This window comes from Leptospira terpstrae serovar Hualin str. LT 11-33 = ATCC 700639 (assembly GCF_000332495.1).
Taxonomy (GTDB): domain Bacteria; phylum Spirochaetota; class Leptospiria; order Leptospirales; family Leptospiraceae; genus Leptospira_A; species Leptospira_A terpstrae.
Window position 1 is genome coordinate 97,072 of sequence record NZ_AOGW02000009.1, and the last position, 23,957, is coordinate 121,028.

The window sequence follows — 23,957 nt, forward strand, 5'->3', positions numbered from 1 at the left end:
AACAATCCTAAGTGAAATCAATGGTAGTAGCAGACGGTGCCAACGGGATGAAACTTTCACAAGCTGCAAAAGAACTTGGAATTTCAGAAATTGGCCTAAATTCAGTCGTTAGGGATGATTCATTCCTCCCACTCTTTATTTATTTCAATTGCACAAATCCATTTGAGATAAAAGTAATCAAAGAAGCAGACGCACCTGATTTTCTTCATTCAGAAAATAAATGCAATCGATCAGGCTTAAGGATCCTTTTGATTGAGGAGCTGGTCCTGGCGGATATTTTTGGTGGACTTGATTCCATGCGGGAGAATGCAAAAAAGTATCATTCAAAAATCGTATTATCTTATATTTAGGCGAAGGTAGTTTTCAGGAAGCAGAATTGTATTGTCTTAAATTTTCTAAAAGCAAGAAACGACAGATTCTACCGGAAGCTTTGTTAGCGGACGTAAACTGAACGGGCTTCGGAAAAAATTTCTTACCGCATCGTAACACAAACAAAACTTCATACTAAATGGAATCTCTCAAAATAGTTTGAACCTAAAACCTAACGGTGTGCGGTATCCTTTCTAGACACTAAAATGCGGGATTTTGATACAAGTAGACACGTTTGATGATTCCATGGGAAGGATAATCAAAAAGCACCCGAAGGCCAATCACGGGTAAGAATGGTTCTTTTTGTAAATTGATCGGACGAAACTCTGCAAAGGCAATATCCTGATTGGAAGCGAAAAAATTATAATCATTCGTGATCAGCGCATACCGATAGTTCGGTAAAATTTCTTTCAGAAAATAGTTTATATGGGCGATAGGCCAATGGTGTAATACGTCTTTCACGATCAATAGGTCTGCTGACACATTCCGAATGTCACTTAACTGTTTTATCACCAAGAATTTAACGTTTTTTTTAGAATATTTTTTTGTGTTTTGTGCAATGAGATCCGTGACAAGATCATAACCCACATATTTTTTTTCTTCTGGAATACTCAAGGTTTCCATTAGTTTCCAATCACCACATCCAAGATCTACAATCGTTGTATACTTTGGATCGTTCAAGGATTCTTGTAAAAGTTTTAGATAGGGGCCTGCATTTTCCGGCCAGGAGCCAATACCTGAACCATCACCCCATTTTTTTTCATCATATACCTTTTCAAAGGCAACTTGCTCAGGTGAACTATTTTGATCACAAGTTAAAAGGAAACAGAATGAAAAAACAAAAAAGCAAACAAATGTTTGTAAACTATATTTGTTGGATTGTTTTTTAATTGGATTCATTAGGTAAATAAGTCTGAAAATTTTAATTACATCATATTGGTACTTGGTAAGAGTGTTTCCAAGAATCACCTTCCAAATTCCCGCGCCAGCGATTGCAGCGGAAATCCTTTCCGCAGGAAAGATTGGAGCGAAAAGCGCGGTCACTTTCACGATGAAATCGTTGTCAGCGAATCCATGTGAGGCGCCCACATTTTCGAAACCGAGAAAATGGAAAACCGAATCCGGAATTTTTTATCAGTCCGTTAAATCCACTTCTTCGAACATTTGTGTTTGGTGGCGAAACATCCAAAGTTTATCGCCAGAATAAAAATTAATAAAACCATCTCTCATCTCAAATTGATAGACTCCGCGTAGGAGTAAATTTTGTTCAAATTGAGTTTCTGAAGGGAGATCGATCACAAGCATTCTGCGAGTGGTTGTGATGGCCACTTTGTCATATAAATTGGCAAAGGATTGGAGAGATTCTTGTTCTAAACTGATAGTTTCCCAATGGTTAGTATAACTATTGAATAAATATAACTTTCTATCGCTTGCGACCAATGCAGCTTTATGGCCCATCGCGACTCGATATCTTTCTTCTCCGAAATGATGTCCTTTTTCCCATTCATAACTGGAGTTACTAACCGCTAACAAATTTTTTTGTGTAACCAAAACACAAAGGTCACCATAACATTGGGAATACCATATATGTTCTCCACGGGTGGAGTAAGAAATTTCTTGGCCACTAGATAAAAATGCCTTATATGAAAGATGGCCTTCCACAAAATTTAATGTAGTTTGGATGTAGGGGTAAGCGGTTTTATCTCTGACACCACTTTCAAAACTAGTAACTTGGTGTTTCGGTGGCGGGGCATTCAAAATTCGATTTGTTTCGGGAGAAAGGTGGCGGAGTGGTGTGAGACGAGATTCATTCCCATGTCTCTGGTCTTGCCCCCCATGCCTTGGGTCGGCTAAAACTACCCCTATGTTTGCAAAAATAATTCCAACCACAAGGGAGAGTGAAAGGAAGTATAATCGATTCCGCATGTGATAAATCATTTCGGTAATAGAACTTTAGACGTTGCCTTCCGACAACCATTTCTCCGTCTTAGACGGTGAATAGTTTTGGATGGTTTGTAGTAGATCCTTGGAAGTTTCTAGAACTTGTACGAGGGCCGAATTTTCTTTTTTCAAAAATCCAGACTCGACCATTGTTTCCATAAGTTTAAGGAGGGGATTATAAAATCCAAGCCAATTCAGAATGAGAATGGGTTTGTGATGCAAACCTAACTGAGACCATGTGATGACTTCGAAAAATTCTTCCATGGTTCCAAGTCCCCCTGGCAAAACCACAAAGGCATCGGATAATTCGAACATTTTGAGTTTTCTTTCATGCATACTTTCTACAAGGATGAGTTTTTCAAGTCCTGCATGTTCGATTTCTTTCTTTTTTAGAAATTTAGGCAAAACTCCTGTGACCGATCCATTTTTTGACAAACATCCGTTGGCAACAGCTCCCATAAGACCTACGCTAGCTCCGCCGTAAATCAAACCAATTTGGTGGGTACCAAAATATTCACCTAACTCAAAGGCTGCGGTCATATAGTATGGATCAAGTCCTTGGGAAGATCCGCAATAGACTGCGATATTTTTAATTACATTCATTTCTTCGTTTATTCTTTATAGTAAAGTGTATTCAAAATTAAATTGTTTAGATCGATATCCTGCATTCCATGATGGTTGATTCGCAAAAAACATTTTCTGCGGGCCTCGATTATTTTTTCAATTAGAACTTGTTTATCAATTGTGTTCGAAAGGAAGTCCAAAGGATGTATGGAATGAGATTCCCCATTTTCAAGAATCATTTTTTCGATTTCTGATAATAATTGTGAATCAGAAAAACTGTTGGAACTTTCTCCATACTTTTTCTTCATTTTGGTAATGAAAAATTCGAAACTTTGATTTTTAACATAGTTTTGTTCGCTTATGAAATAATCTTGTGTTTCTTTTGAGAGAGATTTCGGCTTTAGTTTTAAATATAGTTCTTTTCCTAAAGGTCCTGCATTATCTAATAAAATATAGGTTCCATTCACAAAGGTTTTATGATCTTCCTCGGATTCTAACATCTCATAAATGTCTCTGGCACAATCTGGTGTACATATTCTTCTTAGGATACTTGTAATCGATTGTCTAAGTTTGGTATCTTTTTCTTTTTTTAAAATAATGGTTAGGTGTTTGATGCTTTGTTTTCCATATACACCATATAGGTGGGTCCTTTGCGCATGAGCATCAACCATAGCCACATGTTGAGGAATAAAAAAAGATCTGTTTTCATTTCTCAAAAACCTTTTGTCGATAGAATATAAAAAGTCCGGAATTTGTTTTTCACTCAAAAATAAAGCCAAACGAAAGTACTGTTGAGTATTTTGAACAATGAGTGGGTCTTGAAAGTCAATGGCTTCGAATGTTTTTAGGATGATCTCTAAGTCTTCTTTATTTGGATTGGAAATTGCTAAAAACCAACTTAAATCTAGTAATACCATTTGGTTAGGTGATGGAGAATTCAATTCCTCTTTTAGTTTTATTTGAATGATAGGAATTGATACAGATTTTTTTTCGGAAAACTTTTTCCAATTGGCATCCATAAGAGAATTGAATTGACCGATTTCATTTTTGTCTTCGGAAGCTTTGATAGTTCGGATAGACTCAATAGAGCTGATAACCTCTTCCTCGTAGGTATTTGCAGAAAGGTCTAATGTGAAGATAAGCAGTAAGAGTAACCAATATTTCATTTTACAAATCCATAAAATTCTTTGGAAGGAAATTCCCATTCTGGCGTTTGAAACGATTGGTTCTCCGGTAATTCAAACCAAGGAGAGTATTTACTTTGTGACTTTAGAATGTGCATTTCCTGTGAAGGCATATAACTTTGTGCCAAAAGAAATAAAGTTTGTCCACCTTTTCCTGTTACTTGGTCTACGACAATAACCACATGGCCCGGAGATCCTGCTTCGATCCACACATCACCAGGAGTTAAGTTTTGAATGGTTTTTTTCTTGAGTTCTGATTTTAGGGAAATTGTCCCTGCATAACTATAAATAAAATGTAGGTATTCTTCGAATACATCCCGTCCTGTACCTTGTTTGTATTTGCCTTTTTTCCATTGGGATTTGTTTCCCACAACTTGGACTCTTTCTCCTTTAACAAACCGAGAAAACGGAACTTCCATTCCATTGCTGATTTTAAATTGGATTTGGTTGTATTTTTTCTGCGAATAAAAATATTCAGCCCTTAGTTTCATCACTGCATCGGCACATTGGATTAAATCATCTAGTAATAGGGGAAAGTCCAAAACGGCAACATGGACTTGGTTGGTTTTGGTTCTTCCGTCATAAAGTAAAACGGAACTTCCTATGGGTTTTAATGGAAAATTTTGTAAATAAGTAGCAAAACTTTCGTTTGGAAAACGGTTTCGTTGGAATCCGTTAGGTGGTGAGAACCGCTCCTGTATGGATTCAGCATTAAGATTTTGGAAACAAAGATTGAAAATAGTAAGAGTCATCCCAATCAGAAATACGTAAAATCGAAAAGAACGATTAGTAATAGTTTTCGATTGGGAAAAAATGGATTTCACTTTGTGATCACCAACTTGATGGACTCTTCCAACCATGCTTCTTTCGCATCATCAAAGTTAGCTGTTTTAGTCACAATTTTTTCCGGTGTAAAGATACCGGATAAAATATAAGGATAGAGTGCTTCCATGGAATCTTTTGATTCAACACGGCCTAAATGGATTTCCACACCTTGGTTGTACATTTCTAGATAAGGAATTTCCCATTGGTTGGTCCAAAAGATAGAAGCAGAACTAAAGATTGCATTTCTACCGAGGGAACGAACTGCAAAATCCCAACCTTGTTTGTTTGCAGATGCATCACATACTAAATCGTATTTTTTTGTTGGTTTCGGGAAGTTTGAAAAGGATTCCACAGGGATTCCTAAAGACTCTGCTAGCTGGATCTTTGTAGTATCTGTATCCACATACAAAACTTCTGCTTTTTTTGTTTGGTGGAGAAACAAAGCCGTATAAAGTCCAATACTTCCTGCATGACCGCCCACAACGAGTACCTTGGGATCTTTTTTTTGACCTAAAAATCTTCCTGCCAGTTTCCAAACTTCGGCAATATTATCGCTGAAGCTAGCAATCCCGACAGGATTTATTTTATTATCCACTACAAATAGCATTTGTTTGGCGAATGGAATTTTGATTTCATCTGCAATTGCTCCGCCAAAAGAGTTCGCTCCTGGAGGCATTCCATACCCCGAAGTATAAGGAACTGAATCACAAGAATTGGCATGATGGTTCAAACAAGCGGGACAAGATCCACAAGAAATTTGAAAAGGAACGGCCACAGTCATTCCTATAGAATACAAATTTGCCAGATCTTCAGAAAGGGATTTTATTTTACCGACAAACTCGTGTCCTACGGGAAATGGGGCTCGAAATAAAGTTTCTCCGCGAACAATAGGTAGATCCAAATCACACCGTGCAATCGAAATAGGTTCGATGATTACTTGATTTTCACCTGTGATAACGAGGGGATCCACTTCTTCCCATTCTAAAATACCTTTTTTACGAAACATGAGTCGACGCATTAATTTGTCTCCGTATACCGATTGGTCTATTTATTCGGCTATGAAAAAATAAGACAACTAAAATTGTCCAAACCAATTAGGGACTTGAGGTAGTTCACTTTCTTCAAAAGTCCAGTCCCCAAGGACAGTGACGATAGGTGCCTTCGATTCCAATGCAAAACTTAAACCACGACTTAAGTCTTTCCGTTCCGTGGGACGGTATGCTGTGTCAAATTGGGATTGGAAGGCTGCTTTTTCATGTTCCCATGCGTAAGAAAGAAAAAAATCCATAAACTTTTGACCAGAATCTTCATATCGACTTTTTAAAGTTAGGAGGTCTGGATTGTTTGTTTTTTTCATAGTTCGTTGTAAGACAATAGATATCCCTCGAACACTTTTGGAGAAAAAAGTTCCTGCTCTGACAATCCTTCTTCTTTGGGGATTTTCCAAGGCCCAAAGATCCGCTTTGTACTTCGCAATACCCATGGATCCGTAAAACGATAAAGTATGGCTTAGCCAATAAAACGCTGAATAGGCGATAGTAAGCTCTGGATTCAATGATTCCTCCAATTCCAAAATGGGATCCAAACAAATGGCCAGTGTATCTTTGATTTGTTGGGGAGAACTTTCTGCAATCGGAAACCCTACTTCCCCAAGTGCTGGAGTATAGATGATGGCTTGAAAATTTGGAGAAATATTATGATTTTTCAGATCTGAACGTATTTTAACGGCAAGTCCAGGTTCTGCAGTTTTGCCAAATAAAGTAAGGTCTGCATTCGACACAGGTTCGTTTGTTGTAGTTGATGTTATGATATAGGCAGATGGGTCTTTCTCTTTAAGACAAAGAATGGCGCTCTGGCCTGCTTCTCCCGATCCTCCGATGACCAAATATTGGTTTTGTCTCATGAATTCCTACCTGAATGTTGATAAGATAATAATTTTCGATTGATCCGTCAAAACTCTCCTGTTTTATATATCGGAACAAGCGAAATATGAAAACGATCTTATCCTGCTCTAATTGTTTTAGTGGTCACTCTGTTTCAACTTCCAAATTGGAAGGAAAAAAAGGGAAGTATCGCTGTAAAAATTGTTCCGCCTGGAACCATTTTGATTACCGCACAGAGTTTACATCGGCGTCTTCCGACTCACTCGTGTTATTTGATATTCAATTTAAAGAACAAATCCCTGATCACAAACTCCAAGGCCAAATTTTCGGAAGGTATACTACGGATTTTATCTCTGATTGGTCTAACGAGGAACTAGTTTTTTTGAAAGATGAGGATGGAAATGAAAACGATCTTCGGATTTCTATTTCGGGACTCCCTGAAATAGTAAGATTAAAAAATTTCCTTTTCGATATTACCACCGAATCTCCTTCAAAAACTTTAAAAATCATCATCAATCAAAATGTAAACGTTTCACCAGTAAGACTTTCTATTACTGTAGATACTTTAGATGATCATTCTGTCTCAGGAAAATTGTACTTAGCGATTGCAGACCAGTGGAATACTTTTTTGCACGGAAGTTTTGCTGCTACACATATCTACAAAATTCAATTTGATGAACATGGTGATTCCGATAAAATACTTCCTGAATTTGTATCTAGTGAACTTGCATCTAAGATTTATGCATTGTCTGGGAATATATTATCTTTACAGGAAAATTTTTCTCTTTTAAACCAACAGGCAAAAGATGAGCTCCTAACACTTATCATGTACCATTGGCCTGAAAATCAAGCCACGATTTCAGAAGTTCATTTTAAAGAAGGAAACTTGCAAGTAACCTTCCAACTTACCCAAAAGAAGTTGAATGAGAGCTTAATCTTTCTTCTTACCAACCAAGTGATACCGAATCAAAAACATTGGCAACTCATCCATGATGTAGTCTGTCATGCAGAAACAGAACCTTTGTTTATTCCTCTTCTGAAACAGAAATTTCCCGAAGGTTATGAAAGTCATTTAGGTTCAAGTTTGGAATCTATAAACGAGGACAAAACTTTGGACTGGTTGGATTCTGATGATGTTTATCTTTTGGATTCTTTTGTTCGGACTGTAGGATCTTTGGATTATGTGATCACCGATTCCATTCGCAACCCTTTAGGTTTTTCGCTTTTACAAGAATGTTTTGTACGAGCAAAATACAAATTATGTATGCGTCTTTTGGAGCGAGGAGCTGATCCCAACCAAGTGGATGCCAATGGAGAAACTGCGATCTTTAAATTATGCCAAGATAGCACTCTTCGTTTACAAGAAAAAACAACTCTAATGGATGAACTCATTCGTAGAGGTGCAAAAGTCAATCTGCAATCAGTGAATGGAATGACACCATTACATTGGTGTTCTGTTTTTGGTGAACCTAGTATGGCAAAGAGGTTGATCCAAGCAGGTATTGACATTCATGTCGCAGATAACAGTGGTAGTACGGCACTTCACGAAGCATGTAAATTTGGAAACTCTGCAGTTCTTGCTTTATTATTAGAATCAGGTGCAAAATCTAATGCGAAAACCTTCGAGGAAAAAACTGGTAGGGATCTTGCTTTTGAAAATTTAGAAATCGCTGAATTAGAAGGGGATGAGGAGAAAAAGAACCGTTGCCAGCGAGTCCTTTCTCTCTTAGATGTTTACGGGGGTTAGGTGAAATTTTCCCTTTTATTTAGGAACCTTTTCACAAATCGAAATACCAAATACATAAGCCAACCTGCGGGCCCGAAATAAAAGGTAAGGGCTAGGACTGGAACAAGAATCCATCGGTTGATCCCTTCTTTGGCCCCGTCCTCTGCTTCCCAAGTCCCCAAAAACAAATCAAAGGCAAGGTAATGGATCCAACCAGCTAGTAAAAAGTAATCATTGGCAAATAATGATCTTACCGATTCCAAACTGGAAAAGTCACCTTCTGCCTGTCCATTCCCTATTAGGATTGAAAATACATAGACGCCACCAAGGACAAGACCTGAAACAAATACTCTGAGGGGTCGGATCACCTTTGTTTGATTTGGTGAAAGTATCAATACCAACCACGATAGGACTGCGATGCCATTGGCAATTTTAAAGATTATTGAAGGATTCATATAGTCACCTGTGTTGAAAATATTTTTGGTTTTGAAACTAATTTAAAGAAACTGAATGAAATGAGAAATAGCGAAATTCCATAGAAACTCGTATAAAAGGGATTCAGGTTAAAAACAGATTCTCCATTTAAAGTTTGGATGACCATAACGATATTCATCAGTAAAAATAAAATTCCAGTAAAACGAACTAACATTTGTTTGGAAAGGAAATCTTCTTTACCCAATAAATATGCCCCAAGAAAAACAAAGAATTGCATTACATGCATTCCAAAAAAATGGGGAACACGCATATCACCAAGTTTTGTACTCCAACCAAAGAATAATAAACCCTGTCCTGGATCTCCACTACCAAATTGGTGTGATCCGCTAGTTTGTAAGATTCCTTGTTTCATAACTTCCAATTGCTCAGGCCTTGGTGAAGTCATAAAAAATCCAATGATCATTCCAAAGCCAGCAATGGTGAGACCCCAAACTAGACTTTCTTTGACAGAACGTGAAATCGAGTTTTTTCGAAAGATTTGGTAACTCATCCATAGATGGAAAATCCAAAAGACGGAAATACTTGTTCCCATAACTGAAAACACAATTTGGTTCCAGGTCGTGGATATATTGAAGTGGCTCGCTTCTCCGCGTGCAGCTTGTAAGGTGATAAGTATGATTTCAATCAAAGAGGTGATGGTTAATACCATTTGGATTCTGTGTTGGTATTTCCAATCTTTTAAAAATCGAACCATCACCCAAATTGTGGTGAATGAATACAATCCCAAGGAGAGGGAAAATTTCAGTGGTTTGATCCAGACATTGACTCCCAAAAGGGTTCTTGTATCTAGAATTAGGAAGGGGAGGATGGCAACAGTGAGTGCTGCCATAGCGATTCCATTCCAAAAAAGTGGTTGTTTTCTATAGTTGGCAAATTCCATAATGTAGACAGTGTAAATATATATGTATACTCTGTCAACATGGAAAGTATACATTGTAAACATTTTTTATATGAAACCTGCCAAAAAAAAACAAAACCTTTCAAAACCAATTGCTGCGACCGCTCCAAAAGTGAGCACCTACCACCATGGAAACTTGCGGGAAGAAGTTCTCGAACACTCCAGAAAAGTATTAGAAACCAAGGGAGTTTCTTCCTTAAGTCTTCGGGACATAGCCACCGATTTGGGAGTGAGCCATTCCGCACCCTATAGACATTTTCCTAAAAAAATGGACCTCCTCCAGGCACTGGTGACGGAAGGATTTCGAGAACTATCTGAGGGTATGGAAAGAGCCTGGGCATACTCAGAGGATCCTTTGGAAAAAATTAGGATGGCCGGAGTAGAATATATCTTTCTTTTACTAAAAAATCCAAGAAGGACTGAACTCATGTTTGGTGGTGAGATTTATGTATCAGGGGATACTTTATCAGACGATTTGCGGGAGTGCGGAAAGTTGGCCTATATGGGAATGTATAAGATCGTGGAATTCGGCCAGAAATCATTAAAATTAAAAAATTCAGTTCCTACTGATACTCTTATGATGAGTTTTTGGAGCGGAGTCCACGGTTTTGCCGTGTTAAACGAACGAAAATGGAAACAAATCAAATCCAAAGAGGAAGGTGATTCCTTTCGCAAAGAAGTGGGTCAAATTTTAGAGATTATGATTGAGGGAACCCGTTTGTAAAATAAATCACCCTACTGGTTATGATTGTATCTTCCCCCTCAGTCTCAAAAGAAACTTCCATTTCGACTGGATAATCTTTTAAAACCATAATCAGGCCTATACCGGAACGATGTTGATCGTTTTCATTGGTTTCTAGTTTTTCTATATACAGTTTTTCTAGATTTTTAGTAGAAAAAATTTCTTTTAAACTGGCTTCGTAAGAAGTGACATTTGATTCGTTTGTTTTATTACGAACTAAAATTTCAAATGTTTTGCCTCTATGAATAAGTGAGATTTCAATATCTGCTTTTTTATCGTAAGAATACTTGGCTGCATTTTCTAATAATTCGTTAAACACGGTAGAGATGGAATTTACGATTTCCGAGTTTTTCATATCTATCGATTCGGTAGGGATGTTAGGTAAAAAAGAGAATCCGTAAAAATAACCAATAAAGTCGGAAAGGATTCCAATCCGTCGCCAATAACGCATTAAATCCAAAGGTTTTAAATGGATTTCAATTATGGAATTAGGTACTTGTTGAATGCTATTGGTGGACTTAAAATTTCCGTATTTTCGCATAGTCGTAGTTCAACTAAGGAATCTAGACTAATTATTATAATGTCGCAAGCGCTTTTTCTATTGCCTGTTGCATTAATCGGCGTTCTTCGGGATTTGTGCACACTTTTGACAAAAATAATGTTCTTCAGTTATTTATCAATAAACTCGTCTATCAGAGATTTGGTTGTATTTGAGATTAGGATTTCCCCAGTATCAATTGTATTTTACAATGCTGTATCCTGGTAAGTTCATTCTTATGAATTGAACCAATTTCCAATTATTGGGTCTCTACCCTCGTTTACGCATGATCATAATGGTAATGTCATCATAAACATCCATACCATCGATAAAGTCATATATTTCTTTAAAGATGGCATCTAAGATAGCATCCGTTGTTTCGAGTTCTATATGTCTTTCGAGTGATTCGATTAATCGGTCAGATCCAAATCGTTCTCTTTTTTGATTTTCGGCTTCTGTTGCTCCATCAGTATACAAAAGAATAACGTCGTTTTGTTGGAGAGTGATTTGTTTTTCATGAATGAATTCGTCAATAGATTCTGTCAAACCAACTAACATACCATTATCGATTGTATCTATAATTTCTGTTTTTTTCAGGGAATGGCGATAGACCATAATGGTTTCGTGTTGTCCTACGGTGGTAAATATACCATTTTTATATGAAAATAAAGACAAGGTAAGATTACGTATGTCATTCATTCGTACATGAATATTTGAAAATAAAATAGAGTTAATGGATCGAAGAGACTCACGTAAAGAGATTACTTTTGAACGTAAAGTTGTGATAAAAGCAGATTGTGTCATAAGCATCACAACTCCAGATGCAAGACCATGATCTGTTACATCTCCTATGGCAATGTAGACTGTTCCATCTTCATGATGGACCACATCGTAATAGTCTCCACCCACTTCATTTGCTGCGTCCATTCTTGCAGAAATTTCTAATTCTTGGATTTCTTTTAATTCTTCATTGCGAGGAAGTACCATGGCTTGAATTTGCCTTGCTACTTCCAATTCCATACCGAGATGCATATTTTCTTCTAAGATGGCTTGTTTTTCTGCATTAAAAATTAAATCAGCTTGTTCATGAGTTGTGCGAGATGTATTGCGGATTGCATAGAGTATCAATCCTCCTGTTACTATCATGTATAGGAGGATGAGAAAAATTCCCATAGGTACTGCACTGACTAAAAAGAATGTGCTGTTTTCTTCTAGGTAGTTTGGTTTGAGATAAGAAGATAATTCGATGAGTTTTGTATTCAAATCGGACATCTCTGGATAGAAGTAAATGGTTAAAAATGCATACTCTACAATAAGGACTGTAACTGCAAAAATGATTGCCTTAGTATTATTGCGTATCGAAGCGAGTGCGATCAAAATAAAAAACACATAGATCATTGGAGCTGCATACACAAGGCTCGGGTTTTTTTGTGCTTGTGCAGTATACCCAATAACGAAAGTTAGCAGGGATATTTCTAAAAAGGAAGAAAGAAATTTAAATACATTGAGGTATTTACCAGATTTCCTTAATGAATAGAGTACAATAAAGTTATAACAGAGTAGAATTAAGATGGAGGAAATTTGGTAATAGAACTCAACAAGAGGACGGCCAGAAAGCATTCCCAAAGTCGAAAAAATAAATATCATTCCGAGGAAGAAGAATCGGAACTTGGTCGCAAAAGTTTCTGCACGAAATTCCCCTTGATAGGCTATTTCGTTCAGTTGTTTCTTGTAATAGTCAGATAGGACGAATCGATTTACGTTGGCGGGAGATTGTGGCATAGAGTGAAGGTTTCTTTCTTTTGATTTTGTGTAGGAGAATGAGGAAAATTATTTTTAACTTCATATATTTTGCTTAAATTGCAAATGATTTTTTATAATTTGAGGAGATGGAATGAAACTTCCCGCTTCTTGTTCGAATTTAGTATGAAGTTCGATAGGAACGGATGTAGAAGTAGAGGCTTGAATTTGTGGTTTAGGAAATTTCCAAAACCACTTGGTCCCAAAGTTTTTTGAAATTGGATAGAGATTTTGACTGCCAAGAAACGTTGAGGGAACCTTGGATTTTGATTTGGCAAGCTGCACTTTTTCTTGAATCAATAATAAACATGGATAGGGTTGTGATCCCCGAGCTGTTTACAAATTGTAAATCTCGAAAGTCCAAGGTTAACAGAGACCCTTGGCAAAGTTTGGCTGCGTCTCTTAAAAATATTTTTATGGGTTCATAAGCGGGTAAGTTCTGTAATCTTATAGAACCTGTGAATTTGACAGTCTTAGTGGCTTCGTCGTATTTTATATTGTAATCTAAGTCTTTGATTTCCATGAAGCTTCGCCTATTATATCTCTTCTACGTTGATAATTGCTCTTACCGTGATTTCATGAGTATCGGCATCGATCTCGTTGAAACTATAACCAAAACGGACGGGGTAGTCTTTTAATATCATCAGTAGTCCTAAACCAGACTGAGTATCACCGTCTACCTTGGTTTCGAGTGTAGAAAAATACATCTCCTCCACGTTCTCCGACAAGAGTTTGTTTACAAAAAGCTCAAAACTATCTCGTAAGGTTTTTGACGCCACATTTAAAACATCAATTCTTAAAAGATTTCCGTATTGTTTCAATTCTACGTTAATTTTTCCTTCCATAGCCTTCGAAAACTTGGAAGCATTTTCCAAAAGTTCGTTAATGATTGTGGAAAGGGCGTTGGCTTTGGTTTCGCTAGCTTCGTAACAATAAGAATAAAATCCTGCAACAAAATTTGCAGTGAGGCCACATCGGCTCCAATACGAAGTCATGTCGATTGGTTGGAAGATCAATCGGAGTTGGCCATCAGGAGGTAAATTTTCTGAAATGAAATTGTATTCCCCGATAACGATGGGTGCTTTTTGATTCAATTTTGCCTCCGATTTATTTTTGGCATAATGGCGTTTAGAGTTTGTAATACTTGCCATCTCCTAAACCCGAGCTTGGTTTTCGCTCAAAGTGGATCCGCACCGAGAAGTAGTTCTAAAAAAGAACTTTTTTTTAGAAATCGGTCAACTGAAATACAGGTCGGTTTTTTCTGTTTTTTTTAGTAGAACTTCGAAGGAAGGTTGGAATTGACATAATGGCCGGACGGGCTCATTGGATTTCGCGTGCCACCACTCCGTCAATATCGCTTCCATTATAACTTCCAGGAGGCCATGGAAACTGAATTCCCGTGTTGGGATTATTTACGTTGGCAGCAGAAGTAATTTTTAAGAATTTAAATCCAGTTGTTTTGATGTTGTTGGCAACTGTGTTATCGCAACCAGTGTCATTTGGATCATTGGGATCTAGGTCTTCTAAATCAAAACCATCACCGCCACCTAACAAAAAAGATCCGCCGGTATTGATGAATAAATCTTCGTTTGTGTATGGTTTTGTAGTCATGTTATAATACACAGGTCTTAAGCCACCAAATCGTAACCAACTACTCATCAGATTGACATTGGCACCCGTATAACTAGGATTAAATCCGCAGTAGTTAGTGTTATCGATTGATACTTGGATGACAGATGGATCCATCGCGTAAGTATTAGTGTCGTCGGAGATACGAAAGCTATTATCATAAATGATGAAGTCAATACTATCGGCCACATTTTTGACTGTCCGCCCACCCCAACTGAGAATCATAGTAGCACCTGCACCTGTTATGTCTAGTGCGTAGACATCCAAAGATCCCACAAGTTCACCAGCACCACATACTCCATTCACAGCTTTATTGGGATCAGAAAATCCGGATACATTGGCACTAGCGCTCACAACAGTTGTTGCAAGATAGATATCTGCAGGTAGCGGTGATTTGGGACAGAAACTGGCACTTGACGCTGCATTCAGTAAAGGCAATAAGGCGGCAAGATTCTCATCCGCTGTACCGGAAGGAGATTTTTTGCAGAAAGAGAATGATACAAAAAACATCAGAAACAAAGGACATAATGTTTTATTTTTTAATAGTTTTTGCATCACATCTCCCAAGTTAAGAAACTATTTTTTAAAGTCCAGTCCAAGTTGAGTTTTCAGTTCTTGAAAGTGCTCTACTGAATGTAAATCCACCACAACCATTCGTTGCATAATTGACTGAGTTACTAGTTACTGTACTTGCTTGTACTTCAGCAAGTGTTGCCTTTCCAGAAACTGCTTCACAAAAATAGAAACATTTTGAGGCTCCAAGCTCACATCCAGAAGTGGTGACAGGTGTATAATCTATTCTTCCAAAAGTAGAATTGGCAAAGTTGTTTCCACCGGGTGTGTTTTGGTAGTAAAGTCTACGAGTTGCCTTGTCAAAGGAAAGAATTCTATAAGTTGTATCGCCACCACCAAAGTAGTTTGCGTTGGAATTAAATCCAGAAATGATACTTCCTGAACCATCTGGATTAGTGGCAATGATTAGTCGTCCATTCGGAGTGCCTGTCATTTGTCCACTGGCATTGTAAGTATAACCTGCGTTCCACTGCCCATTGTAATCCAATAAAAAAGAAGTTGAAGCTGCACTTCCAGCAAGTAAACCAACGAGTAGGTTGTTATTCGCATCGGATTCAGAAACTTGTTTTTCTGTTTGGCATGCGATGATTTGTGTTAATAAAACCAAAGAAAGGATTGTTGTTTTGATTGTTCTAGTCATAGAAGTCTCCTAAATGTTTTGAATTTAGGGGAACTCCGATTCAATGATAAACAAACTATTGTTAGTTTTTTAGAAGGGTATCCTAAAATACAAGTTTTGTTTGCGATTGTTTCGGGTGCCCCGATGCCTTCGGGGCCCCTGTTCCCAAATGGTGGACATTTGGATGCAGTTTGTAAAGTTCCTTAACCACGAGGTAAACTTTACGGGGAAGATCTGGCTCACCAAACTTTGATTTGGATTACAGTTGCGGGTCAGCACAGGAATTACACCTGTTTCCTCCCTAAAGGTAATTTCCAGGTTTTCGTAAACGAAGGAATTGTCAAATTTTAAAGCTGGGCTTAGCTAAGAAGAAAGTTTAATTTGAAACAGAAATGACTCGGAATTGTAGCGAAAATCTACTGTAAACTTTTGCAACCAAACTGGATTTTAGGGCACTTACAAAATAAGAGGAAAAGTTATGTTTTATTATGTGGGAAGATCCATCGGATTTGTGCTTATGTGGATAGTGGTGAAACCAATGCGTTTGAAGTATGGAAACAAAAAAGTTGAAATTCAAAACGACCATATTTTGCGTAAGTTAAACGGTCGATCCATAATCCTTATTTCGAACCATATCAAACCTAGAAATAAATTTTTAAAAGCAATTACTATGCCATATGATGCATTTGTGATTCGTGGAGTTCTCAAACGATACGGAATTTATACAACGGCACTTACAAGTTATGATTCTGGAATTCCTAATAAAGGGAAAAAAAGAAAATGGTTATACAGAAAAGAGCAAATGGTCAAAGGAATTGTAAAGTCAATTGACTTGATTCCGTTGAATCGAAGTGAATCGGATCCAGCTACCATCAAAGATTTTAAAAGAAGAATTGGGCGCGGAAATTTAGGGATTGGAATTTTTCCAGAAGGAACTTGGTATCGTGGATTTCGAAAGAGTAGAAAATTATATCCTGGTATGGTAGTTCTTAGTAAACGATACAATCTACCAATCATTCCTTTGTATTTAGATGCTTACAATTTAAATAAACCTATTCGAATGTCAGTTGGGAATCCCATTTGGGAAGTGACCGATGCACCAGAAACAATCAATTATGTTCGTAGTGAACTCATTCGATTGAAAGACAAAGGAACTTCTATTTCAGTTTCAAGCGAAGTGGAAGGAAGTTTGGATATGGATGATGATGGACTTGAAGTCTCACCAAGTATCAGTTAGTTTATTTTTTACTTAGTAGTTTTTGAAAATAGGAAATCCCTTCTTCAATGGGATTTCCGGAACCTTTCCTTTTGCGAAGCATTCCCGTCATATCCAAAACAATCACTCCATACATCCAACTCCACATCATTCGAGCAATAGCAGGGTATTCATTTTTTGGATAGGGAATTTCTCCAGATTCAAAACCAATGCGCACTGTTTCTAAAAAGAAACGGTAACTTTTCGGAAGTTGAGGAAATGCTTTTCTATGTACTCCACCATAGTCTGTTACAAACATTACTTTGTGTAACTCTCGGTTGTTACTTGCGAAGTTAAAGTAGGAGCGCGCAATAGCAGCTAACTGTTGAAAGGCAGAGCCTGTTTCTACTTCTGCACTTGCTTTTTTGAGCATGGAGAGTAGTTCGTCCTCACCTGATTTGATCAAATCTTGGACTAAGTCAATTTGGCTCTCATAATAGGAATAGGGACTTGCGACACTACAACCCAATCGGTTGGCGATTTTTCGCATAGAGAGACCTTCCAATCCTTCTTCTTTTAAAATTAAAAGTGAAACGTTTCTAATTTCCTCGCGAGAGAGGCTATTACGAATCCGTCTTTGTTTGTTTGAAGCTTCCAACATGGATTTGAATCTGTCTGACCTCCATATTATTCAAATCCATACAAAAATCGAACGTTTTTCTTAAAAAGCAGCGTTGATTTGGGCGTAGGCCATAAAAGCATCTTTTGCCAGTTGGTTTTTACCTTGTAGGTAGTTTTGGTTCCATTCAAAGGATTGAGTGGTGGTATTGTATTGGATTTTGCTATTTCGATAATTACGAATGGAATCACCTGCACTCAAATATCCAAATCCCATCCACAATGAAACAAAATCATTGATTTGCCCATGCCAAGTTAAGTCCACTTCTGTATAAATTCGTTTCCCCAGTGCATATGGTGAAGAATAAGAATTGTTAGAATAGTTTTCTGTACTTCCTTTGTCTGCCGATACAGGATAGGGATTTTTTTCACCTAGAGAACTTGTGGAGTTGGCGGCACCACTGATAGCATACCATGCATCATGTTTTTCTGCTTTGTCGTTTTGAAAGTAGGTGACTTGAAATTCACCAAAGGATTCTGTTTGGTAGGTGATACTTACTGACTTAGAATATAAATTCTGTGCATTGATATTTTCCGAGATTCCTGCCACACTGTTAAAATAGGGGATCACTCCAAATCTTGGATTGGCTAGAGTTTGGAATGTGGATACAGAAGCATCTGCTCTATTTTTGTCACCAGAGGCATACAATACCTGACCACCTAATCTAAGTTTTTTGAAGAAAGTATATCCCGTTTGGAAAACATGCATTTGGCCTGTATACTTTTCTCTTTCTGTTCTCGAGTTATCATATTCATTTGGAAGATACTCTTTTAGATAAGGATCTTGGATCCGTCTCCCACTGGTCCCCGTTTGGAAAGCAGATTCCCATGTGAAATCCCATGCCTTCCCTTCAGGAAGAAAGTTACCTTTGGTTCTGTTGGTAAGACGAAATCCTGTGGTGATTAAGTTTTGATTTTGTCTACTCCGGTTGGCAGCAAGTGGGTCATCATTAGAAGACTCAGGCAAACCAGTGACAGGATTTATAGGATTTTTTTTCCATTTACGAACCACACCCAAACTGTATAGATCTAAAGTAACCCAATCAGGAATAGTGACACTATTGTAAGTTCCTAGTAAAGTTGTGTCTGTCCCTGTTGCTGCGGAATTAAGTTTTGGATCGTTAGCTGATACAACTCCATTGGTACCACTTTGAGTCCAATAGGGCCTTGCCATTAAAAAGTGGATCTTAAAGTTGTCGTAGTTAAACATGAGCCTTGCCCCATCAAAGGAAAGTCCATTCACAGTCCAGTTTCCACCGCCTATCATTCGTTGGTCGCCGTAAGCCCAAATTTGTCGTCCTATTTGTAACTTAGAACGAAGTGGGAGCTGGTTTAGAGTTAAAAATGCTTCCCTAACTCCAGTTTGATTTAGAGATACTGCATTAGTTTGGTTTTTAGAGTAAATATCAGCCGTGTTGTTAAAAAAATTGGCACGAATGTCTCCAGAAGACGCGGGTGATTCACCTCCCCAAACACGAGCATCTTGGAGAGTTACTTTTGCTTGTATATAGGGGCTGGGATCAAAGATAAAATAAATTGATGATGTTTGAACAGTTCTATCAATATAACCTTTGTCAGATGCATTAAAGTCTAAATTGTATCTAGATTCTTGTCTTGGTCGTAAATACAAACCAAATCTTAAAACATCGTTTAACCAGAATTGTCCGGAATTGGCAGAGTGTTTGGATAACTCGGGTTCAACAAACATGTGACGGTTGTATTCTGGATCAATTCCCTTCTCTTTCATAGAAGATACATATAGTTTAGGAACTACTGCGGCCTCTTCAGAATTTTGTTGTTCTGTAGGTACTGCCATGGAAACTGTTAGCGGTAAAAATACCGCTAACAGTAGAAAATAGAAATAACCTTTTGAAATATACATGATATATCTCCTTTTTCTTTAACGTGAGTATGCTTTAACTATACGGTTCCTGTGATCACTTTCAGAATGTAAAAGTATAAAGGGATCCCGATGATGATGTTGATTGGAAATACAATCGATAAAGCAACGGTTAAGTAAATACTTGGATTTGCTTCTGGAATGGATTCCTTCATGGCGGCAGGCACAGCAATGTAAGAAGCTGAGGCACATAATACAACAAACATAAGGGCATCACCAATTGGCATTTGGATGATTTTAGTCAGTAGAATCGCAATGACTACGTTAATCAACATGATGATAAGCGCAGACCCTACGAGAAAAAAACCTACTTTCTTCAATTCACGCATTTGTCTTGCGGCATCGATTCCTTTATCTAATAGGAAGAAGGTGAGTAGTCCTTTGAAGATATCTTCAGTAAATGGTTTTGTTGTATTCCATCCAGATTCACCTGATAAATAACCAACAATCAAAGCTCCAATTAAAATATAAACGGACGAACTAAAGAAAGCTTCATGGAGTAATTGTTTCCATTGGATTTTTTCGTTTTGATTCCCGTTACTTTTCTTTTTGCCCAAACGATCGATGATTACCGCAAGTACGATTGCTGGTGATTCCATAAGAGCCATTCCGGCCACAATAAAACCTTGGTATTCGTAACCGTAACTGTGTAAAAAGGCTCCGGCTGTCACAAAAGTCACGGCACTGATGGATCCAAAACTTCCTGCAAGAGCCGCAGAATTCGCATGGTCCAACTTAGCTCTGAAGATGAAGTATGAGTAAATTGGAACAAAACATGCCATGAACATACAGGCAATCAGAGTCAGTAGGTGTTCTTCTGCGAATGGGGACTTAAATAGCTCGTGGCCGCCTTTGAACCCAATGGAGAATAAAAGATACAAAGAAAGGAACTTAGAGACCCCTTCCGTTATCCTTAGATCTGATTTAAAAAAAACGACTCCCATTCCTAAAAAGAAAAAGAGTACCGGTGGGTTTAAGATGTTGTTGAGTGCTGCGTGGAAATCCATAATTTCTACCCTCTTGCTGTCATCATTTTAGACACCTGTTTTGTCCAAAATCATAAAATTGGACAAAAAATTATTCATTTCAAATTTTTCCAAACATCGAAATCGCTTCCTTACGCACAGAATGCACCAAAACTGGTGATTCAGATGAAACGAATGGCCGTATTACCCCTCTTATTTGCAATCCTAGCAGGTCTTGGTGGGTGTTTGTGGAAGCCGGAAAGTTTCTATGGAAGAAACATCAGCCGTGATGTTCAATTTTTGGTACCTCACAGGACGGAAATTCCCAAAAATTGCAGCCATGAATCTATCCAATCTCTGCGAAATTTTGCCTGGATGGACAATCGTAGTGCGGATTCTTTGCGGGGAAAACGGGAGGATGGAGGGCAATGGGTACGATTTGAACTGAAGAATGACACGGAAGTGGATCACTATTTCAGCATTCTAATCCAGTGGATTAACATTCCCTTTGTGGAACTTTGTTCGGAGAATCCTAACGGAGAAGTTATCGACTCTTACAGTGGTTACGTTTGGGAAGATTGGATGGGTTTACTCTCTCCCTTCCCGCATTTCAATGTGACTCTAAAAGCTAAGGAAAGTCGTTATTTCTATATTTACCTTGTTTCAAATGAAGACTTAAATTTTCCCATTCGCACAGTTTCTTCTGCAAGTTACCGTTCCATAGTATTGTTTCGGTTTTTAACATTTTTATTTTTTTCTATGGTGGGCATTGTTTCTTTTGGGTGGGCGATTGCAGAATATCTAAAATCAAAGGAAAAGGTTTACCTATCAATCTTAGTTCATTTTTTAATGTTTTTCCTTCTTGTATATTCAGTACATGGGAAGGAATTCGCTTCCGTATTTGGAAATTCAAATAACTTAGTTAGGCATTCTTATTATATCTTTTTATCGATTAACCATTTCATATTTTTTACTTATCTTGCTTCTTTTGATCAGTTTGTTGGAAATCGGGTTTCAAAACAGGTATTGTTTTGGACCTTTGGATTTGCTGGATTTTTGTATTTGCTCGTCCCACTTTTTCCACGTGTGTATGAATTTAGAATCTTTCTAGTGTTATCAATATTTGGAACCGCCGCTTACTATTTATTTAAGACTCATAGCTCTTTATTAGCAAAACAAGAAAGTGTTGAAAGGGCTTATGTATTTGGTTGGTTCTTTTTTCTTTTCTCCGTCTTCTTGAAGACATTGTTTCATTTTGATTTTTATCCATATCAACCATTCTTTATATATGCAGCAGTTTTCTATCTTCCCTTTTTGACGGCGGGATCTTTTTTGTTTTTGAGAAATTACGAAAAAAAGGATAAGTCGAAATCAAGGTATAGATCGTTAACAACGAAATTTGATAAAAGTGAATTTCGAAATAAACTAGAAACTTTGTTAGGTGCCGAAAAGGTGTATCTTGATCCAGATTGTAATGAAGAACTCATTGCTACTAAAATGGGACTTTCTTACCACCAGTTAAGTGAACTTATCAATTCAGAATATAACTTCAATTTTCCATCTCTATTAAACCAATATCGAATCAAAGAAGCTATGGCATTATTGAATGAACAACCAGAACTCAATATTGCGGAAGTAGGCAAACTTTCTGGATTTGGATCCAGATCTGCGTTTTATCTAGAATTTAAAAAACAATCCGGTGTGAATCCGAACCAGTTTCGGAAAACTAAAAAGCCATTTTAAGATAAAGATAGTTAGATTGAGAGGATGTTCCCTATGAACAATAAAGAGAAACCAAAAGATTGGTTACCCGGATTGAAAGAAAATTGGAGATCGGATATTGTTTCCGGTTTTATTGTGTTTTTGATTGCTTTGCCACTATGTTTGGGCATTTCACTCGCTTCAGGAGCACCGCCGATGGCTGGAATTTTTTCCGGTATTGTCGGAGGTATCATAGCTTCTTTGTTAAGTGGATCTCACCTAACAATTAATGGTCCTGCGGCTGGTCTGATTGCAGTTGTTTTAAACTCGATTATGGTATTGGGTGGTGGGGATGCAAAACTAGGATTTGAACTGACACTTGCGGCTATTGTGATAGCAGGAGCCATTCAAGTTGTATTAGGTTTGGTAAAAGCAGGTAATTTAACAGTTTATTTTCCCATCTCTGTTGTACATGGGATGATGGCAGCTATTGGGATTATTATTATTTCTAAGCAGTTTTATGTGGCTCTCGGAATTACTCCCAAAGCAAAAACGATCGGGGGATTACTTTTAGAAATTCCTTTTAGTTTTTCCTTTATAAATCCTGAAGTGGCCATCATCGGGATCTCCGCCATTGTGATCATAGCCATTTTGGCAAAAATCAAAAATCCTTTAGTGAAAAAATTGCCAGCACCACTTGTTGCTGTGTTAGTTGGAATTTTCTTAGGAGTTATTTTTGATTTAGCAGATGAACATTCTTATACATTGCTTAACCAAACTTATAAAATTGGTCCTGAAAAGTTAGTAAATCTTCCCGATCATATTTATGATGGGATAACCTTTCCTGATTTTTCAAGATGGAAGGATGGAATCTTTTGGGTGATGGTTGTTACCATCGCACTCATCGCAAGTATAGAATCTTTGTTAACTGCAACGGCAGTTGATAATACAGACCCTTATCGACGTAAATCGAATATGGACCGTGAATTGGTCGCAAAAGGGGCAGGTAACTTTTTTTTGGGTTGGATTGGAGGATTGCCTATCATTGCTGAGGTAGTTCGGTCTTCTGCCAATATGGAAAATGGTGCAAAAACAAGATGGTCCAATTTTTTCCATGGACTCTTTTTACTTTTTTTCATTTTACTTTTACCAGGTCTGATTCATAGAATCCCTCTGGCTTCCCTTGCTGGGATTTTGATTATGGTCGGGATTCGTTTGGCTTCCCCTCATGTTTTTAAAGAAACTTACGACAAGGGTTGGGATCAAATCGTCATTTTTACTGTGACAGTTGTAATTACTATCGTGGAAGATTTGTTAGTTGGGGTTTTTTGTGGAATCGTGACGGCAATTTTGATTCAAATCTATTTCGGAGTTCCACTTCGGTATATCTTTGTTGCTGACATTACAGTTAAATCCGAAAACAAGATCCATGTTTTGGATGTGAAACAAGCATTGTTATTTTCTAACATGATTTCTTTGAAACTATTGCTTAGAAAGATTGTTCCTGGGGAACGAGTAGATCTTAAGTTTGATAAAAATGTGAAAATGATCGGTTTTTCTGCCATTGAGTTTTTACAAAGTTTCAAAAGGGATTATGAAGAACGAGGTGGGCAAGTGAATTTGATCGGGTTTGAAGATTTAAAACCAATCTCAACTTATTATGGAGCCACTCGAATCCACAAGTAGTCTATAAAAAATTCTTGTAACATAACTTTTAAAAACCAATATCCTT

General features: G+C 37.6%; 25 protein-coding genes and 1 riboswitch. Of the genes, 7 read left to right on the forward strand and 18 right to left on the reverse strand.

Annotated features, from left to right (window positions below; all coding sequences use genetic code 11):
* Nucleotides 1–20 precede the first annotated feature (20 nt).
* Nucleotides 21–350, forward strand: a complete 330-nt coding sequence (locus LEP1GSC203_RS07165; RefSeq protein ID WP_002973379.1) for a hypothetical protein — start codon at nucleotides 21–23, stop codon at nucleotides 348–350.
* A gap of 220 nt (nucleotides 351–570) precedes the next feature.
* On the opposite strand, the gene LEP1GSC203_RS07170 is transcribed toward LEP1GSC203_RS07165, so the two are convergent.
* The 7 genes from LEP1GSC203_RS07170 to LEP1GSC203_RS07200 form a co-directional block, all read right to left on the reverse strand.
* Nucleotides 571–1,419 carry a class I SAM-dependent methyltransferase gene (locus LEP1GSC203_RS07170; protein ID WP_002973314.1) on the reverse strand — a complete coding sequence of 283 codons (849 nt, stop codon included), beginning with the start codon at nucleotides 1,417–1,419 and terminating at the stop codon, nucleotides 571–573.
* A gap of 84 nt (nucleotides 1,420–1,503) precedes the next feature.
* Nucleotides 1,504–2,295 (reverse strand): hypothetical protein, encoded by a 792-nt coding sequence (locus tag LEP1GSC203_RS07175; protein WP_002973237.1) that lies wholly within the window; start codon nucleotides 2,293–2,295, stop codon nucleotides 1,504–1,506.
* A gap of 27 nt (nucleotides 2,296–2,322) precedes the next feature.
* A complete protein-coding gene (locus tag LEP1GSC203_RS07180) occupies nucleotides 2,323–2,913 on the reverse strand; it encodes an LOG family protein (protein WP_002973445.1) in 591 nt (196 codons plus the stop codon).
* An 8-nt stretch (nucleotides 2,914–2,921) separates the two neighbouring features.
* Nucleotides 2,922–4,040 (reverse strand): hypothetical protein, encoded by a 1,119-nt coding sequence (locus LEP1GSC203_RS07185; protein ID WP_002973536.1) that lies wholly within the window; start codon nucleotides 4,038–4,040, stop codon nucleotides 2,922–2,924.
* The gene (locus tag LEP1GSC203_RS07190; RefSeq protein ID WP_039937571.1) at nucleotides 4,037–4,882 is read right to left on the reverse strand and encodes a DUF4846 domain-containing protein; all 846 of its coding nucleotides are present in this window, start codon (nucleotides 4,880–4,882) and stop codon (nucleotides 4,037–4,039) included. Before LEP1GSC203_RS07190 ends, LEP1GSC203_RS07185 begins: the two co-directional genes overlap by 4 nt.
* Entirely contained in the window at nucleotides 4,879–5,901 is a 1,023-nt protein-coding gene (locus LEP1GSC203_RS07195; RefSeq protein WP_002973270.1) for a zinc-dependent alcohol dehydrogenase, read from the reverse strand. Before LEP1GSC203_RS07195 ends, LEP1GSC203_RS07190 begins: the two co-directional genes overlap by 4 nt.
* Before the next feature lie 57 nt (nucleotides 5,902–5,958).
* Entirely contained in the window at nucleotides 5,959–6,786 is an 828-nt protein-coding gene (locus tag LEP1GSC203_RS07200) for a hypothetical protein (protein WP_002973544.1), read from the reverse strand.
* An 86-nt stretch (nucleotides 6,787–6,872) separates the two neighbouring features.
* Here LEP1GSC203_RS07200 and LEP1GSC203_RS07205 point away from each other — a divergent pair, with 86 nt between their 5' ends.
* Nucleotides 6,873–8,513, forward strand: coding sequence for an ankyrin repeat domain-containing protein (locus LEP1GSC203_RS07205; RefSeq protein WP_002973253.1), 1,641 nt, complete (start codon nucleotides 6,873–6,875; stop codon nucleotides 8,511–8,513).
* Here the strand turns inward: LEP1GSC203_RS07205 and LEP1GSC203_RS07210 are convergent.
* Nucleotides 8,510–8,947, reverse strand: coding sequence for an ABA4-like family protein (locus LEP1GSC203_RS07210; protein ID WP_002973429.1), 438 nt, complete (start codon nucleotides 8,945–8,947; stop codon nucleotides 8,510–8,512). The genes LEP1GSC203_RS07205 and LEP1GSC203_RS07210 overlap by 4 nt on opposite strands.
* Nucleotides 8,944–9,867 (reverse strand): hypothetical protein, encoded by a 924-nt coding sequence (locus LEP1GSC203_RS07215; RefSeq protein WP_002973462.1) that lies wholly within the window; start codon nucleotides 9,865–9,867, stop codon nucleotides 8,944–8,946. Before LEP1GSC203_RS07215 ends, LEP1GSC203_RS07210 begins: the two co-directional genes overlap by 4 nt.
* A gap of 70 nt (nucleotides 9,868–9,937) precedes the next feature.
* Here LEP1GSC203_RS07215 and LEP1GSC203_RS07220 point away from each other — a divergent pair, with 70 nt between their 5' ends.
* Nucleotides 9,938–10,609 carry a TetR/AcrR family transcriptional regulator gene (locus tag LEP1GSC203_RS07220; protein WP_002973505.1) on the forward strand — a complete coding sequence of 224 codons (672 nt, stop codon included), beginning with the start codon at nucleotides 9,938–9,940 and terminating at the stop codon, nucleotides 10,607–10,609.
* On the opposite strand, the gene LEP1GSC203_RS07225 is transcribed toward LEP1GSC203_RS07220, so the two are convergent.
* The 6 genes from LEP1GSC203_RS07225 to LEP1GSC203_RS07250 form a co-directional block, all read right to left on the reverse strand.
* Complete coding sequence (locus LEP1GSC203_RS07225; RefSeq protein WP_002973402.1) at nucleotides 10,584–11,168, reverse strand: DUF6272 family protein; 585 nt, start codon at nucleotides 11,166–11,168, stop codon at nucleotides 10,584–10,586. The genes LEP1GSC203_RS07220 and LEP1GSC203_RS07225 overlap by 26 nt on opposite strands.
* A 267-nt stretch (nucleotides 11,169–11,435) precedes the next feature.
* Nucleotides 11,436–12,947 (reverse strand): PP2C family protein-serine/threonine phosphatase, encoded by a 1,512-nt coding sequence (locus LEP1GSC203_RS07230; RefSeq protein ID WP_002973315.1) that lies wholly within the window; start codon nucleotides 12,945–12,947, stop codon nucleotides 11,436–11,438.
* A 193-nt stretch (nucleotides 12,948–13,140) separates the two neighbouring features.
* Nucleotides 13,141–13,488 (reverse strand): slr1659 superfamily regulator, encoded by a 348-nt coding sequence (locus LEP1GSC203_RS07235; RefSeq protein ID WP_002973273.1) that lies wholly within the window; start codon nucleotides 13,486–13,488, stop codon nucleotides 13,141–13,143.
* 13 nt (nucleotides 13,489–13,501) lie between these two features.
* Entirely contained in the window at nucleotides 13,502–14,116 is a 615-nt protein-coding gene (locus tag LEP1GSC203_RS07240) for a slr1658 superfamily regulator (protein WP_002973504.1), read from the reverse strand.
* A gap of 169 nt (nucleotides 14,117–14,285) precedes the next feature.
* Complete coding sequence (locus LEP1GSC203_RS07245) at nucleotides 14,286–15,149, reverse strand: LIC_13355 family lipoprotein (RefSeq protein ID WP_002973320.1); 864 nt, start codon at nucleotides 15,147–15,149, stop codon at nucleotides 14,286–14,288.
* 28 nt (nucleotides 15,150–15,177) lie between these two features.
* Entirely contained in the window at nucleotides 15,178–15,807 is a 630-nt protein-coding gene (locus LEP1GSC203_RS07250) for a hypothetical protein (RefSeq protein ID WP_002973234.1), read from the reverse strand.
* Nucleotides 15,808–15,825: 18 nt separating this feature from the next.
* Between LEP1GSC203_RS07250 and LEP1GSC203_RS19755 the strand changes: the two genes are divergently transcribed.
* Nucleotides 15,826–15,993, forward strand: coding sequence for a hypothetical protein (locus LEP1GSC203_RS19755; protein WP_002973541.1), 168 nt, complete (start codon nucleotides 15,826–15,828; stop codon nucleotides 15,991–15,993).
* Between the two features lies 1 nt (nucleotide 15,994).
* Nucleotides 15,995–16,128, reverse strand: a riboswitch (cobalamin riboswitch).
* Nucleotides 16,129–16,264: 136 nt separating this feature from the next.
* Nucleotides 16,265–17,023: a lysophospholipid acyltransferase family protein gene (locus LEP1GSC203_RS07255; RefSeq protein ID WP_002973430.1), complete on the forward strand. Its 759-nt coding sequence runs from the start codon at nucleotides 16,265–16,267 to the stop codon at nucleotides 17,021–17,023.
* 1 nt (nucleotide 17,024) lies between these two features.
* Here LEP1GSC203_RS07255 and LEP1GSC203_RS07260 read toward each other — a convergent pair whose 3' ends face one another.
* The 3 genes from LEP1GSC203_RS07260 to LEP1GSC203_RS07270 are packed head-to-tail and all read right to left on the reverse strand — an operon-like array spanning nucleotide 17,025 to nucleotide 20,566.
* Complete coding sequence (locus LEP1GSC203_RS07260) at nucleotides 17,025–17,642, reverse strand: TetR/AcrR family transcriptional regulator (RefSeq protein WP_002973296.1); 618 nt, start codon at nucleotides 17,640–17,642, stop codon at nucleotides 17,025–17,027.
* A gap of 60 nt (nucleotides 17,643–17,702) precedes the next feature.
* A complete protein-coding gene (locus LEP1GSC203_RS07265) occupies nucleotides 17,703–19,541 on the reverse strand; it encodes an alginate export family protein (RefSeq protein WP_002973397.1) in 1,839 nt (612 codons plus the stop codon).
* Between the two features lie 38 nt (nucleotides 19,542–19,579).
* Entirely contained in the window at nucleotides 19,580–20,566 is a 987-nt protein-coding gene (locus LEP1GSC203_RS07270; RefSeq protein ID WP_002973426.1) for a sodium-dependent bicarbonate transport family permease, read from the reverse strand.
* On the opposite strand from LEP1GSC203_RS07270, the gene LEP1GSC203_RS07275 reads away from it, so the two are divergent.
* Together LEP1GSC203_RS07275 and LEP1GSC203_RS07280 are read left to right on the forward strand one after the other, a co-directional pair.
* Nucleotides 20,555–22,267, forward strand: a complete 1,713-nt coding sequence (locus LEP1GSC203_RS07275) for a helix-turn-helix domain-containing protein (RefSeq protein ID WP_232225823.1) — start codon at nucleotides 20,555–20,557, stop codon at nucleotides 22,265–22,267. The two genes, LEP1GSC203_RS07270 and LEP1GSC203_RS07275, sit on opposite strands and share 12 nt — an antisense overlap.
* Before the next feature lie 33 nt (nucleotides 22,268–22,300).
* Nucleotides 22,301–23,911 carry a SulP family inorganic anion transporter gene (locus LEP1GSC203_RS07280; RefSeq protein ID WP_002973546.1) on the forward strand — a complete coding sequence of 537 codons (1,611 nt, stop codon included), beginning with the start codon at nucleotides 22,301–22,303 and terminating at the stop codon, nucleotides 23,909–23,911.
* Nucleotides 23,912–23,957: the final 46 nt, after the last annotated feature.

Excerpts from the sequence above, each read along its gene's own strand:
- LEP1GSC203_RS07165 (WP_002973379.1), top strand. The coding sequence starts at position 21 with ATGGTAGTAGCAGACGGTGCCAACGGGATGAAACTTTCACAAGCTGCA.
- LEP1GSC203_RS07175 (WP_002973237.1), bottom strand. The coding sequence starts at position 2,295 with ATGCGGAATCGATTATACTTCCTTTCACTCTCCCTTGTGGTTGGAATT.
- LEP1GSC203_RS07180 (WP_002973445.1), bottom strand. The coding sequence starts at position 2,913 with ATGAATGTAATTAAAAATATCGCAGTCTATTGCGGATCTTCCCAAGGA.
- LEP1GSC203_RS07185 (WP_002973536.1), bottom strand. The coding sequence starts at position 4,040 with ATGAAATATTGGTTACTCTTACTGCTTATCTTCACATTAGACCTTTCT.
- LEP1GSC203_RS07195 (WP_002973270.1), bottom strand. The coding sequence starts at position 5,901 with ATGCGTCGACTCATGTTTCGTAAAAAAGGTATTTTAGAATGGGAAGAA.
- LEP1GSC203_RS07200 (WP_002973544.1), bottom strand. The coding sequence starts at position 6,786 with ATGAGACAAAACCAATATTTGGTCATCGGAGGATCGGGAGAAGCAGGC.
- LEP1GSC203_RS07205 (WP_002973253.1), top strand. The coding sequence starts at position 6,873 with ATGAAAACGATCTTATCCTGCTCTAATTGTTTTAGTGGTCACTCTGTT.
- LEP1GSC203_RS07210 (WP_002973429.1), bottom strand. The coding sequence starts at position 8,947 with ATGAATCCTTCAATAATCTTTAAAATTGCCAATGGCATCGCAGTCCTA.
- LEP1GSC203_RS07215 (WP_002973462.1), bottom strand. The coding sequence starts at position 9,867 with ATGGAATTTGCCAACTATAGAAAACAACCACTTTTTTGGAATGGAATC.
- LEP1GSC203_RS07220 (WP_002973505.1), top strand. The coding sequence starts at position 9,938 with ATGAAACCTGCCAAAAAAAAACAAAACCTTTCAAAACCAATTGCTGCG.
- LEP1GSC203_RS07225 (WP_002973402.1), bottom strand. The coding sequence starts at position 11,168 with ATGCGAAAATACGGAAATTTTAAGTCCACCAATAGCATTCAACAAGTA.
- LEP1GSC203_RS07230 (WP_002973315.1), bottom strand. The coding sequence starts at position 12,947 with ATGCCACAATCTCCCGCCAACGTAAATCGATTCGTCCTATCTGACTAT.
- LEP1GSC203_RS07235 (WP_002973273.1), bottom strand. The coding sequence starts at position 13,488 with ATGGAAATCAAAGACTTAGATTACAATATAAAATACGACGAAGCCACT.
- LEP1GSC203_RS07240 (WP_002973504.1), bottom strand. The coding sequence starts at position 14,116 with ATGGCAAGTATTACAAACTCTAAACGCCATTATGCCAAAAATAAATCG.
- LEP1GSC203_RS07245 (WP_002973320.1), bottom strand. The coding sequence starts at position 15,149 with ATGCAAAAACTATTAAAAAATAAAACATTATGTCCTTTGTTTCTGATG.
- LEP1GSC203_RS07250 (WP_002973234.1), bottom strand. The coding sequence starts at position 15,807 with ATGACTAGAACAATCAAAACAACAATCCTTTCTTTGGTTTTATTAACA.
- LEP1GSC203_RS07255 (WP_002973430.1), top strand. The coding sequence starts at position 16,265 with ATGTTTTATTATGTGGGAAGATCCATCGGATTTGTGCTTATGTGGATA.
- LEP1GSC203_RS07260 (WP_002973296.1), bottom strand. The coding sequence starts at position 17,642 with ATGTTGGAAGCTTCAAACAAACAAAGACGGATTCGTAATAGCCTCTCT.
- LEP1GSC203_RS07265 (WP_002973397.1), bottom strand. The coding sequence starts at position 19,541 with ATGTATATTTCAAAAGGTTATTTCTATTTTCTACTGTTAGCGGTATTT.
- LEP1GSC203_RS07270 (WP_002973426.1), bottom strand. The coding sequence starts at position 20,566 with ATGGATTTCCACGCAGCACTCAACAACATCTTAAACCCACCGGTACTC.
- LEP1GSC203_RS07280 (WP_002973546.1), top strand. The coding sequence starts at position 22,301 with ATGAACAATAAAGAGAAACCAAAAGATTGGTTACCCGGATTGAAAGAA.